This window comes from Acidiluteibacter sp. (assembly GCF_055129545.1).
Genome location: NZ_JBSRUB010000028.1, coordinates 1 through 13,119 on the forward strand (window position 1 = coordinate 1; position 13,119 = coordinate 13,119).

Genomic DNA, 13,119 nt, shown 5'->3' on the forward strand with positions numbered 1-13,119 from the left:
TTAGCTTCTATACCAGAGGAATGAATTTTGCCGATATGATGTGCTTGGAATGGAAAGATGTTGAGGCTAACGTCATCTATTACACTAGAGCGAAGACCAAAGGAAACTTCTCCATAGCCATTATGCCCCCAGTTCGGAAAATTTTGGACTATTATCGCGTTCACGGCTATGGCAACAAGTACGTATTCCCATTGTTGTTTCGTGAGGACTACACCCCCACCCAGCTTGCTGATCGGAAACATAAAATGCTCGGTATTTACAATAAGGAGCTTAAAGAGATCGCCAAACTATGTAATATAACGAAAAATGTCAGCAGTTATGTGGCCCGGCATAGTTTTGCTAATTGCCTCAAACAAAAAGGTGTAGCCACCGATGTCATTAGTGAATCCTTAGGACATCAGAATTTAGCGGTTACACAAGCCTACCTTAAAGAGCTGGATACTGAGATTGTGGATAAGGCGCTTGAAGTGTTGTTATAGCGAAAAAATAAATAGTTTTGAAAAAGACTAAGCTAAAATAATTGGATACAGGTACCTTTCACTAATGCAAAATATCGCTAAAATTTGCATTAAGAATATTGTTAATGCAAAATATCCTATGATTTTACAATAAGCTACTTACTAATGCAAATACCTACTAGCGTTTCAAAAAGAACAATTCATAATTGTTTCGTTAGACTCCACAGGTAAAATGTTTGCATCAGTCAATTTGTAAACGAACAGTTAATAGAGAAAAAGAAAAAACTAGCTTTGAGATAGCTTCATAAATGAAGTCCTTTTTGCGATATTCCATCATAACCGTTCATTTTTTCATTATGTTCATGGACAATGAACAATCAAAATTAATGAACACGGACAATTTTACTAAAAACTCTTCAAGCTATTTTCAAGTCCACATCACTGTAACCTGAAAATGCAAGCAATTCTGTTACCCAGCATACTTTGGCTAATTGCCTTAAACAAAAAGGAGTTGGATAGTGCTGTTCTGAATGGGACCAGTGAGCTCAGCTTTAAAAATTGTGGTATAGTTTCCGATGTGACTTTTAAGTTGTTCAGTATTGAGATTGATCATTAAACTTCCCACTGTTGGATTATCTCCATCCGAGAACAAGTATTCCCTGGCACCCAAAATTGATTTAATAAGTGTTATCTTACCTACCTGCCGTGGACCTATCGCAAGTATTGCTTTACCTTTCCCTAATTTTTGAACAATTGGTTGTTCCCATTTACATTTAATCATTTCAAATAGTGATTTAATTCACCAAAAGTTATGTTATTAGGTGAATCACTATTTGCATACCAATATGTGTATGATTTATCATTCATTAAGAGTCAATTTTTTTATTTAACGCATGAATTATCATTCAGTATAAATCATTTAACCATTTCATTTTAGTACTTTCGAAGTAATAGTGCCATTTTTTTATCAGCAATCTTGAGAAGGCTAAAAACCCAGAAGTTTTTCAACTTCTACAGGGTCTAGGATATCCTCAATTCCTATTTAGCTTTTGTTGAATCCAATTCATTGACATCCATTTCCGCTTTGAAGTAGGGTTTACCAAAAATAGACTCTACCTTGTTGATACTTTAGATATGGAGGTTTAAGGCCGGTTCAATTTAAAGCGGACGATTGCTTAAACTAAGCAATGGCAATTGCGCATGTTTTTGATACTAATTTAAGATTTGCGCACGTTTTTTTATGTTGGCGCAAATTTTCCTAGTTTCATTTGAATATTACTTGTAATTCCTTTTATTTAACGTTCACTTTTCAATTATTTAGCTTTTTCATGTTACATGAAAATAGAGCATGAAGGAAAAAAGGTGGAATTTTAAAAACTAAAGGACATTTTTGAAAACTTAGATTTTAAGCTAAATACATAGACATCACGGGGCCTGCATACAGAACTTCTGATTATTAAACTCGGGTCTTTACCTAGCCTATCTTAAAGAGTTAGATACTGATATTGTAGAAAAAGGTCTGGAAGTATTATTGAAATTCAACAACTCAATTAAAAATACTTTAGTAAAAATGCGAGATAATTAGTAATTATTACTAACTTTCTCGGAAAATTACTATAATTGTATCTCGCCGATTTTATAAAAGAAAAACTCTCACTTGAAGAATACTCCTTTTCCAAGGACGAGCTCCAAGAGGTAATCCAGAAAGATAAGGAGGATTTAACAACGGATTTATCATACTTAACTAAAAAAGGGGATATTATTCCGCTAAGAAGGGAATTTTTTCTCATTATCCCCCCTAGGTACTCGAAACAGACCAAACTGCCAATTCAATTATATAGCGAAAAGCTATTTAAATACTTAGAAAGGCCCTATTATATCGGTTTATACTCCGCAGCTAAATTTCATGGTGCAAGTCATCAGCAAATTCAGCGTGATTATATAATTACTACAAAGCCAACCCTATTGGACATAAGCAAAGGGGCATTAGATATACGTTTTTTTACTACTACCAATTGGCCTGAAAAAAATATTCTTACTAAAAAATCGGATGCTGGAATTTTCAAAATTTCAGATCCAGTATTAACCGCTGTGGACCTAATTCATTATCAAAATAAATTGGGCGGATTGAATAGAATGCTCTCTGTCCTTGAGGAGCTTATGGACAGTATTAATTACTCCAATTTATCAGATTTATTGTCATGGTATCCGCACAAAAGCACTTTACAAAGATTGGGATATTTCATTGATGGATTCGAAAACGATAATGAAGAGTTAATTCAATTACTTACTGAATATTTCAAAACAGTAAAATATTATCCTGTCTTGCTCAACCCATCATCCAAAAAAAGTGCTGGAGCCGTAACTAATTTTTGGAAAGTTGATGAAAACATTAAACTAGAAAGCGATATATGATTCCAAGACCCTACATAGCAGCCTGGCAAGAACAAGCTCCATGGAAATCATTTTCACAAGTAGAACAAGATTTGGTCATAAGCAGAACTCTGGTAGAGTTGTTTTCTGATGATTTTCTACGAGAGAATCTAGCTTTTAGAGGTGGAACGGCATTACACAAACTATACCTTCACCCTGCACCTAGGTATTCTGAAGATATTGATTTGGTTCAAATTAAGGAAGGTCCCATCAAACCTATTATGGAGCGCATTGGTGAAGTTATTACATTTTTTGAAGAACCCCGAAACACCAAAGTTAGTGGTCATGGAGCAAAAGCGTTTTATAGATTTACTTCAGAATATGAAGACATACGCTTACGCCTCAAATTAGAAATTAACTGCAAAGAGCATTTTAATGTATTACCTTGGGTGGAATTTCCATTTGAGGTAAAAAGCGATTGGTTTACAGGGAGTGCCAATATAAGAACTTATGACATTAATGAGCTACTAGGCACTAAATTACGTGCACTATACCAACGTAGTAAAGGACGTGATTTATTTGATTTGGATTTTGCCAGATTGTATCTGAATTTAGACTATGACCTTATTCTGAAATGCTTTAATGAATATATGACATTTTCGGTTGGCAAACCACCAACTCTTAAAGAGTTTGCACTAAATATGGAACTAAAGGAAAGCGACCCCAATTTTACAGGAGATATGGAAGCCTTATTGCGACCAGAAATTGAATATGACCAAGAAACAGCTTTTGAGTGGTTGAAAACTAAATTAATAACTGAATTGTAGAGCATAAACTAAATGAACGCAGTAGAAATAGAGGAAGCGGTATCGGAACTAGCTAGTCAACCATTTGACAGAGAAGAATTCCCTTATTCTTTTCTTGAAGCATTCGGTAATAAGGCCACTACTATAAAGCGGCTACGAGATGGGAACTCCAATAAATCTACAATTGATGGTGGCGTTCTTCAACGAAATAACATTCATATCGCTACTTGTAATGAAGGTAAGGTTTTAGAAACCCTAACAAAGTTAAGGGAAAGCCCAGCAACCATAAAAGCTAAGGCAAAATTTATTCTTGCAACTGATGGTAAAGATTTTCAGTCTGAAAATATTATTAGTGGAGAGACTATTGTTTCAGATTACAATGACTTTCATGAGCATTTTGGGTTTTTCTTAGAATTAGCAGGAATAAGTACGGTAAAAGAAATAAGGGAGAGTGCTTTTGACATTAAGGCTACGGGACGTTTAAACAGACTCTACATAGAGTTATTGAGTTCCAATCCAGAGTGGGCAACTGCAGAGCGAAGGCATGATATTAACCATTTTCTTGCCAGGCTAATATTTTGCTTTTTTGCAGAGGACACGAATATTTTTAGTGGAGATAATCTTTTTACAGGTACCGTGCAACAAATGAGTGCTTCCAATGCTTCTGATACACATGAAATTGTAGCTGAAATTTTTCGTGCAATGGATACTAAGGTTTCCGACCGAAAAACGAAAGAAATTCGGAACTGGGCGATGAAATTTCCTTATGTAAACGGGCAATTATTTTCTGGTTCTATAGACTGCCCAAAGTTTACAAAAATTGCGCGTTCCTACTTGCTGCACGTTGGTAATTTGGATTGGAAGAAAATCAATCCTGATATTTTTGGTTCAATGATCCAAGCGGTGGCCGATGATGATGAACGTGGAGCACTTGGCATGCATTATACATCGGTGCCAAATATTTTAAAAGTATTGAACCCCCTATTTCTTGATGATCTAAGAACTCAATTGGAAGAAGCGGGTGAAAATGCCAGAAAGTTGCTTAATTTACGAAAACGAATGTCTCATATTCGTGTTTTTGACCCTGCTTGTGGTTCTGGAAATTTCTTAGTAATTGCTTATAAGGAATTACGAAAAATAGAAAATGAGATTAATATACGGCGTGGAGAAGCTAATCTTTCATCTGAGATTCCATTGACCAATTTTAGAGGAATTGAGCTACGGGATTTTTCCGCGGAAATCGCAAGATTAGCACTTATCATTGCAGAATTTCAATGCGATGTCCTCTATCTCGGTCAACAATTGGCCTTGGCTGAGTTTTTGCCTTTAGACGCTCAGAACTGGATTACCAAAGGAAATTCTTTACGAATTAATTGGCTTTCCGTATGCCCTCCAACAGGTACTGGGGTTAAACCAATTGGAGATGATCTTTTCAGTACACCACTCAAACAGGCTGAAATTGACTTTGAAAATGAGGGAGGAGAAACATATTTATGTGGTAACCCTCCATATTTGGGAAGTAAGAAACAAAACAATCACCAGAAAGCAGATCTTAAGAATATTTTTGAAAAATACATAAGTGGATGGAAACCATTGGATTATGTTGCTGGTTGGTTTATGAAAGCTGTAGAATTTGGACAACACACAAGTGCTGCATCTTCGTTTGTGTCAACTAATTCTATATGTCAGGGACAACAAGTACCTTTATTATGGCCACTAATTCTTAAATCAGGACATGAAATTTCTTTTGCTCATACTTCTTTTAAATGGGCAAATCTGGCAAGTCATAATGCAGGTGTAACTGTTGTGATAGTTGGAATTTCTAATAAGCCAAATCAAATTAAAAAATTATATGATGTAGATAATAATGGTAATACAGTTTCTCGTATTGTTCAGAATATTAATCCTTATTTGGTTTCAGGTAAAAATATACTTGTAGAAGGTTCGAGAAGTCATATTAGTGACATACCAGAATTTAGCAGAGGTAATTCTCCTACTGATGGAGGTTTTTTACTTTTAGATAGTCATGAAATTAATGATTTGGGGCTTACAGCTGAACAAAAGAAAAAATATATTCGACCATTTGTTGGATCAAATGAACTAATTAATGGTATCAATAGGTATTGTATTTGGGTAGATGATGAAGATGTCAAGAAATCAAGTGAAATTAAGGCTTTTAGAGAGCGGTATAAAAGAGTTCATAATTTTAGACTTAAAAGTTCCAAAAAGTCAACAATAGCTGCTGCTAGTTGGCCTCATAGGTTCGACGAAAGAAAACCACTACCTTTGGAATCTTCAATTTGTGTGCCTGTAACAAGTTCGGAAAACAGAGAATACTTGCCTGTTGGATTACTTCCACCAGAAACTGTTGTTTCTAATTCTGCATTTAGCATGTCTTGCAATGATCTTTGGGTGTTATCTATTATCTCTTCAAAAATGAATCTGATTTGGGTTGCCACAGTATGTTCAAGAATGGAAATGCGGTATCGTTTTACAAGTACCCTGGCCTGGAACACTTTTCCAATTCCGCATTTTACAGATAAAAATAAAATGGATTTAACAACTTGTGCTGAAGAGATTTTAATCGCACGGGAGCGCCATTTTCCAGCTACAATAGCAGACTTATATGATTCCGAGAAAATGCCTGAAGATTTAAGGCAAGCACACGAACGTAATGATGAAGTTTTAGAGCGTATTTATATTGGTCGCCGTTTTAAGAACGATACTGAACGCCTTGAAAAACTCTTTGAAATGTATACACAATTGACTTCGAAAGAAAAAGCTGTATGAAAGAAACGAAAATAATACCATCTGTTACCGTAAACTATAAAAGTACTGGTAACTCTATAAAATCTAATGAATTAGGTATGCGTGCTATGCAAGAGCGTGCCTACGAAAAACGAGGAGAGCAATATCTTTTGATAAAGTCACCGCCTGCATCTGGTAAGAGCCGCGCATTAATGTTTATAGCGCTTGATAAACTCAATAACCAAGGAATAAAACAGGCCATTATAGCAGTGCCAGAAAAGTCCATAGGTTCAAGTTTTGCAAACGAACCGCTTTCAAAATTTGGGTTTTATCATGATTGGTTTGTAGAACCCAAATGGAATCTTTGTAATGCACTTGGAGAAGATGGTAGTAAGGTCAATTCTGTTAAATCTTTTTTAGAAAGTGATGATAAGGTTTTAGTATGTACGCATGCTACGTTTCGTTTTGCTATAGATCTTCTGGGCATAGAAGTGTTTGATGACAGACTGATTGCAATAGATGAATTTCATCATGTTAGTGCTGATGAGAATAATGTTCTTGGTTCGCAACTCAAAGAACTGGTTGAACGAGATAAGATACATATTGTAGCAATGACAGGATCTTATTTTAGGGGTGATGCTAACCCCGTTTTAATGCCTGACGATGAAGCCAAATTCGATACTGTCACATATACTTATTATGAACAGCTTAATGGCTATGAGCATTTAAAAACATTAAATATTGGGTATTATTTCTATAGTGGAGCCTACGCGGATGAGATTCTTAATGTTTTAGACCCTAATGAAAAAACAATCATTCATATACCAAATGTTAATTCTCGGGAAAGTCTGGGTGATAAAATTAAAGAGGTTGAACATATAATCCATGCGATAGGGGAGTGGCAAGGCATTGATTCTGAAACTGGATTTCATCAGGTAAAAACAGTACAAGGAAAAATCATTAAAATTGCAGATTTGGTTGATGACGATATTAAACGATCTAAAGTTCAAGCTGCATTGAAAATGCCAGAAATAAAAAAGAACCGTGAATTCGTAGATATTATAATCGCACTGGGAATGGCCAAAGAAGGGTTCGACTGGATTTGGTGCGAGCATGCGCTCACAATCGGTTACCGCTCTAGTCTCACTGAAATTGTACAAATTATAGGTCGGGCCACTCGTGACGCACCTAACAAAATTCAATCTAGGTTTACGAACTTGATTGCAGAACCAGACGCGTCTGAGGATGCTGTAACAGATGCGGTCAATGATACCCTAAAAGCCATTTCTGCAAGTTTATTAATGGAACAAGTTTTAGCACCAAGATTTAATTTTACACCTAAGAATACACAAAGTGGACCAGTTGAAGGATTTGATTATGGTGAAGGAGGCTATGATACTAATAAAGAAAACGTGGGTTTTAATGAAGAGACTGGTCAATATCAAATTGAGATCAAAGGACTTACTGTCCCAAAAAGTAAAGATGCGCAACGAATATGCAAAGAAGATTTAAATGAAGTAATTGCAGCCTTTGTACAGGATAAGCAGACAATAGAACGTGGTATGTTTGACGAAGAGTTAGTGCCACAGGAACTGACCCAGATTAGACTAGGGAAAATTATCAAAGATAAATACCCTGATTTAGATGAGGAAGATATTGAATCAGTAAGGCAGCATGCCATCGCTGCACTTAATCTTACTCAAAAGGCAAAGGAAATTGCAAATAGGGAAAATGAGTTTGGAGAAAAAGCGAATACGGCTTTAATTGACGGCGTACGTAAGTTTGCAATGGATGTTCGTGAACTAGATGTGGATTGGATTGATAGTATTAATCCTTTTAGTGAAGCATATTCCATTCTCTCTAAGTCAATGAACGAAAGTAGTCTAAAAGCCATGGCGGAAGTCATATCAGCCAGAAAACAAAATATATCTTTGGAAGAGGCCCGTGATTTGGCCAAACGCGCTTTAAAATTTAAAAAAGAACGGGGGAGATTGCCAGATATAAAATCTGCAGATCCTTGGGAGCAAAGAATGGCCCAAGGCATAGCTGTACTCGCCCGATTAAAATCTGAAAGTAATGGCTAAAAATAAAAAATTTACGGAGGAGGATGATGCGCTTTTAGCTGAACTAGGTATAGAGGTTGACGTTAAAAAGGTTCAGCAATATAATACGAAAGAACAGCGTATTATCGCTGGTTTTGAGGAGATTTTAAATTTTGTTGAGGAGCATGGTAGGGTACCCGAACATGGGGAGAACAATGATATTTTTGAAAGACTTTATGCTGTTAGACTTGATAAAATTAAGAGTTCAAAGGAGTGCTTGGAGATACTTAAGAATTTTGACACCAATAATATATTGAGACAGGAGGATAAGATAGTAGATATTTCAAATGATATTGATGACGAAGAATTACTAAAGCAACTTGGTGTAGATATTGATGCCGACAAGTCTATTACAAAATTAAAACATGTAAAAACCCGTGCTGAAAAAAAAGCAGCCGAAGAGATTGCTAATAGAACACGATGTGAGGATTTTGAAAAATTCAAGCATCTATTTGAACAAATAAAAAAAGAAATTGATTCAGGTTTAAGAGAAACTGTTCGGTTTCGCAAGGATGCCGGCTTTACTAAAACCACTTTAAAAAAGGCTCAATTTTTAATAGTAGGAGGACAAATTGCGCTTATAGCGGAAATTGGAGAATCATTTAAAGCGCCAAACGGTGAAGAAGATTCGCGTCTAAGAGTTATATATTCAAATGGCACCGAGAGTAAGATTTTATTGAGGTCGTTGATTAGAGCCATGTATAAGGACGAAACTAGTAGGTTTATAACAGATCCAGGTTTAGGCCCTCTCTTTTCTGGAGAAGTAAATGAAGATGATCAAGAAAGCGGAACGATTTACGTTCTGCGCAGCCTATCCAATCATCCAATGGTTCAAGAAAACAAAGATGTTGTCCATAAAATAGGAGTAACCGGGGGAGATGTTAAAAAACGCATTTCTAATGCGAAAAACGATCCTACCTTTCTAATGGCAGATGTTCAAGTTCTGGCCACGTACAAATTAGCCAATATAAATCGAGTTAAACTTGAAAAGGTAGTTCATAAATTTTTTGACGCTGCAAAGTTAGATATTGAAATTAAAGACCGTTTTGGAAAACCCGTAAAGCCAGATGAATGGTTTTTAGTGCCACTTTTCATCATTGATGAAATGGTAGAAAAAATTAAAGATGGAAGTGTTAGTGATTATTATTATGATCCTAGTACAGCTGAATTGAAGAAGTATTGATAATGAACTAATAGCACAATAAAATTCTATAAAGACTATTAACAACGTTTAAAAGTGTAAATTCTTAGGAAAACCAGCATTTCTAAGTGAATGGATTAGATTATATAATGGACGCAGAAAAAGCAAATAAGGATTACATTGAGCTTAATAAAGAGTTTAATAGAATGAAGCGTAAAATTCATTCTGAAGCTAATATTAAAGATTGTTTCCACCCATCTAAAAATGAATGCGTTTTACCTATAAAAAGCGCCCATAGTCTTCAAAGGCAGGGATCTCTTCGATTTCTAGAGAAGGATAAAAAAGGAAACAAGTATGTATATGTCCATAGTGAGAGAGAACATAATTTCACGCATAATTTTTTTGATCTTAAACCGACAGGTCGTAAAGCGGCCACAACTTTTGATGGATTTTGTGAATTTCACGATACAGAAATATTTAAGGCAATTGAAAATGAGCCTGAAATTACTGATATAAATAGTGACGAGCATTTATTTTTGCATACCTATCGCTCAATGGCGATTGCTTGTCATAGAAAATTCGAAGAATTCAAATTTTATAATTCAACCGATTCTGAAATTGTAAACTTTCGTAATAAAACTAATTCTCCGAGGCAATTATGGGAAACTAAAATGGGTGTATCTGCTGCACTTGATGATCTAAACGCCCCTATGGAAATAATTAATAAGTGGTTACTTAACAAGCAGTATTCTGAATTTGAATATGCCATATTTGAATATCCGTACACCATCCCTATTGGCTGTGCAGCGTATATTACTCCTCACCAAATGCCTTCTGGAAAAAAAATACTTATAAATGATTTGTCCAAAGAAGTATCCAGTATAATAACTACCGTTCTGCCATTTTCAGATAGAAGTGTTGTAATCCTTGCTGCATTCCCAGATGACGCAATAGGCGGAGAGTACATTAATCAATTAACTTCAATTAAATATGAATTGAAGCAACAAAAGTTCTTAAGCTATTTTCTATTTGACGGTAGCTATTTTCTATTTGACGGTGCTGAAAATGTGGTAGTTTCTCCACATTACATTGATACCAAACCTATTTCATGGCGAAAAAGATATTGTGAACTATTGAGTTTTGTTGCAAGTAATCATACTAACCTTTTAAAGTATGATGCAAACAAATTTTTTATTAATTATTTTAACCGGTCTAGTGCTATCAACAAATAGATCATATGGGATTATGGTATGCCCATAACAGACATTCGCTCTCCTTAAAACCAAAGCTAATACCCAATCCCTTGAAACCTATAGAACATTAGGAAATTCAAAATAACTAAATCATTTTAAAGGGGAAACTTATAAGGTCACCTGCAAATTATCAAATAAGCCACAGAAAATCAAACTATAGTTCTTATGAGGGTCATGTTGTAATATTTTGTATACATAGTTTCCTCCACCACAAAAAATTCATTAGAGAAATTCTTGGGCAGATTGTAAGACCAGGAGGACAAAGGTGTAATCGAACGGTGATATTTGATTCCGGTCAGTTCATCAATTATGACATCTTCTTCTAACAATGGTCTGTCCAAATTTAGTTTAACAAATAGTTCTCGGCCACCTATAGCTAATACAAAACTATCAGAAACACCTTTGTTCAAAATGCCCTGTTCTGTCCAAGTAATACTCAATATGGGCTCCAGATTAAGCTTTACAAGTCGTATCATCGCGGTGGTAACTGACACGCCATAAAACAATTTTAATGCACATATGGCCTCAAATCCCTGTTTGCCGAATTCTACATAACTTGACTTAAAATGATTTTTTGGCATTAACAATGAAGCCGCAAATTGTTGAGCTTCCTTCTCAAAGGTCTTTTTTTCAGCATTTTCAAGGCTTGAACCTGAAAAAGCTATCGATTGACCTAACTTCAATCTATTTCTATGTTTTTTTAAAAAGTAATGCCCCAATTCATGGCTACAGGTATATCTAGCAACCGAATAATAGGACTTTTTCAAAAAGTCGAGATTCAATAAAATATAAAACCTTCGGTTCGCATATTTTATCAAACCCCTGAAATACCTTCCATAATTTCCTTCAATGACATCGATCTCCAATTTAGTAGCAATTTGGAAGGGGTCAATTGGAAATTCAGTGGAATATTTAGAGATTATCCTTTCCGCAAGTTCATCAATTTCTTCACTAGGTATCTCCATTATCACGTGGGTTTACTCTCCTGCCATTTTTTATACTGTCCTCGATATTCTTTATAATATTGTCAGGAAGACTATTCCCTTCCTCTGCCTGGGCTGCCATGGCAGAAATACTACCATCCGCATTGCCGTCATCTTGGTTTTCTTTCATAAACTTCTTGTAAATATGGTCAGCGTCATCAACATCATCTGGAAGTTCGATTTTAGTATTACCAAACATTTCTACGTATGATTCAATCTCTTCATCAGATTCAGGGAGATTGTATCCGTAAAATTTGAGCGCATCATACACTTGCCTCTCAAAGGACTCACTAAATTTATTTGATTCGTTATTGCTTGCCATAATTGTTGTTTTTCCGTTTATTAAAATACTCCTTATAGGTTTGTTAATTGTATTTGATCCTTAATTTTCTTTATAAGTCTATTTTTACTTTGAATAATTGCATTCTTACCGATTCCGTGCCTCTCGACGAGCTCGGCCATCCGAGTCTCGGGTAAGTTCCAGTTACCCCTCTCATCAAAAATACCCGACTGATTATAGACTTTCAGGATATCTTGTTGTTTATCGGACAACTTTATTTCTGATAGTGCTTTTTGAATCGCACGGTACATTTCCAATTTTTCGTCTGACAGCTCTCTTCCCTCATCAGAATCATCATATAGTTTTTCCTCGGCCCTGATTCTCTGATCCAAATCGATAGAAACAATCTTAATCCGTCTTTCCGGTAACTTGACGTGTTGATCGAAAAAAGAGTTCTTAATAATCGTATACAGCCAACTTCTTACATGCACTACAATCTTCTCAGGTCTTATTCCTATTTTACGTTCGAAGCCTTTGGCTTTCTTCAGTACTTTAAAGAAAGTGTCCTGGCTCAGGTCACTGGCCATGGCCCTTGCCTCATCCTGAGGTCGATGTTTGAAAAAGTTATAGCACGACCCATAAATAAAATCCTTGTGCCTCCTATGAAACTCACCGAAAGCTTCTTCCAGGAAAGGGTCGTCCCTGTCTCCAATCATTTCCAATAATTCGTAATCTGAAGTCCCTGTTTTTACGACCATAACAATAAGCTTTGATTTAAATGTTAAGTGTAGCTGGTGGTTCCATTGCAATTGCAATATATAGTAGTAATACGCATACCGATGACAGGTTTTGTTCCGATATGACAAAATACAGCAAAAAATCAGATTCTGTCATCACACATCGTACTAATTACAAATACAAAATTCACACATTATGACTGAAATAATTGATATTGAAGAATTCGTTAAAATGAAT

At 35.6% G+C, this 13,119-nt stretch carries 11 protein-coding genes; 7 read left to right on the top strand and 4 right to left on the bottom strand.

The window, feature by feature from the left end:
- Positions 1-479 (top strand): tyrosine-type recombinase/integrase (locus ACTB0X_RS14655; RefSeq protein WP_463025801.1); only part of this gene is annotated, 479 nt, incomplete at its 5' end.
- 475 nt (positions 480-954) lie between these two features.
- On the opposite strand, the gene ACTB0X_RS14660 is transcribed toward ACTB0X_RS14655, so the two are convergent.
- Positions 955-1,239, bottom strand: coding sequence for a hypothetical protein (locus tag ACTB0X_RS14660; RefSeq protein WP_463025802.1), 285 nt, complete (start codon positions 1,237-1,239; stop codon positions 955-957).
- 839 nt (positions 1,240-2,078) lie between these two features.
- On the opposite strand from ACTB0X_RS14660, the gene ACTB0X_RS14665 reads away from it, so the two are divergent.
- From ACTB0X_RS14665 to ACTB0X_RS14690, 6 genes are all read left to right on the top strand, one after another.
- Positions 2,079-2,873, top strand: coding sequence for a type IV toxin-antitoxin system AbiEi family antitoxin (locus ACTB0X_RS14665; protein ID WP_463025803.1), 795 nt, complete (start codon positions 2,079-2,081; stop codon positions 2,871-2,873).
- Entirely contained in the window at positions 2,870-3,658 is a 789-nt protein-coding gene (locus tag ACTB0X_RS14670; protein ID WP_463025804.1) for a nucleotidyl transferase AbiEii/AbiGii toxin family protein, read from the top strand. Before ACTB0X_RS14665 ends, ACTB0X_RS14670 begins: the two co-directional genes overlap by 4 nt.
- A gap of 12 nt (positions 3,659-3,670) precedes the next feature.
- Positions 3,671-6,427 carry a class I SAM-dependent DNA methyltransferase gene (locus ACTB0X_RS14675; protein ID WP_463025805.1) on the top strand — a complete coding sequence of 919 codons (2,757 nt, stop codon included), beginning with the start codon at positions 3,671-3,673 and terminating at the stop codon, positions 6,425-6,427.
- Positions 6,424-8,469, top strand: a complete 2,046-nt coding sequence (locus ACTB0X_RS14680) for a DEAD/DEAH box helicase (protein ID WP_463025806.1) — start codon at positions 6,424-6,426, stop codon at positions 8,467-8,469. The genes ACTB0X_RS14675 and ACTB0X_RS14680 overlap by 4 nt, the downstream gene beginning before the upstream one ends.
- Positions 8,462-9,670, top strand: coding sequence for a GIY-YIG nuclease family protein (locus ACTB0X_RS14685; RefSeq protein ID WP_463025807.1), 1,209 nt, complete (start codon positions 8,462-8,464; stop codon positions 9,668-9,670). Before ACTB0X_RS14680 ends, ACTB0X_RS14685 begins: the two co-directional genes overlap by 8 nt.
- Positions 9,671-9,777: 107 nt before the next feature.
- Positions 9,778-10,860, top strand: a complete 1,083-nt coding sequence (locus ACTB0X_RS14690; protein ID WP_463025808.1) for a hypothetical protein — start codon at positions 9,778-9,780, stop codon at positions 10,858-10,860.
- 170 nt (positions 10,861-11,030) lie between these two features.
- Here ACTB0X_RS14690 and ACTB0X_RS14695 read toward each other — a convergent pair whose 3' ends face one another.
- From ACTB0X_RS14695 to ACTB0X_RS14705, 3 genes are read right to left on the bottom strand one after another with little or no spacing between them, the layout of a single operon-like run.
- Positions 11,031-11,846, bottom strand: coding sequence for an ImmA/IrrE family metallo-endopeptidase (locus ACTB0X_RS14695; RefSeq protein ID WP_463025809.1), 816 nt, complete (start codon positions 11,844-11,846; stop codon positions 11,031-11,033).
- On the bottom strand, positions 11,833-12,186 hold the full coding sequence (locus ACTB0X_RS14700) for a hypothetical protein (protein ID WP_463025810.1): 354 nt from the start codon (positions 12,184-12,186) through the stop codon (positions 11,833-11,835). Before ACTB0X_RS14700 ends, ACTB0X_RS14695 begins: the two co-directional genes overlap by 14 nt.
- A gap of 32 nt (positions 12,187-12,218) precedes the next feature.
- Positions 12,219-12,902: an RNA polymerase sigma factor gene (locus tag ACTB0X_RS14705; RefSeq protein ID WP_463025811.1), complete on the bottom strand. Its 684-nt coding sequence runs from the start codon at positions 12,900-12,902 to the stop codon at positions 12,219-12,221.
- Positions 12,903-13,119: the final 217 nt, after the last annotated feature.

What these genes read in the sequence shown, in the direction of transcription:
- ACTB0X_RS14660 (WP_463025802.1), bottom strand. Translation starts at nt 1,239, where the DNA reads ATGATTAAATGTAAATGGGAACAACCAATTGTTCAAAAATTAGGGAAA.
- ACTB0X_RS14670 (WP_463025804.1), top strand. Translation starts at nt 2,870, where the DNA reads ATGATTCCAAGACCCTACATAGCAGCCTGGCAAGAACAAGCTCCATGG.
- ACTB0X_RS14675 (WP_463025805.1), top strand. Translation starts at nt 3,671, where the DNA reads ATGAACGCAGTAGAAATAGAGGAAGCGGTATCGGAACTAGCTAGTCAA.
- ACTB0X_RS14680 (WP_463025806.1), top strand. Translation starts at nt 6,424, where the DNA reads ATGAAAGAAACGAAAATAATACCATCTGTTACCGTAAACTATAAAAGT.
- ACTB0X_RS14685 (WP_463025807.1), top strand. Translation starts at nt 8,462, where the DNA reads ATGGCTAAAAATAAAAAATTTACGGAGGAGGATGATGCGCTTTTAGCT.
- ACTB0X_RS14690 (WP_463025808.1), top strand. Translation starts at nt 9,778, where the DNA reads ATGGACGCAGAAAAAGCAAATAAGGATTACATTGAGCTTAATAAAGAG.
- ACTB0X_RS14695 (WP_463025809.1), bottom strand. Translation starts at nt 11,846, where the DNA reads ATGGAGATACCTAGTGAAGAAATTGATGAACTTGCGGAAAGGATAATC.
- ACTB0X_RS14700 (WP_463025810.1), bottom strand. Translation starts at nt 12,186, where the DNA reads ATGGCAAGCAATAACGAATCAAATAAATTTAGTGAGTCCTTTGAGAGG.
- ACTB0X_RS14705 (WP_463025811.1), bottom strand. Translation starts at nt 12,902, where the DNA reads ATGGTCGTAAAAACAGGGACTTCAGATTACGAATTATTGGAAATGATT.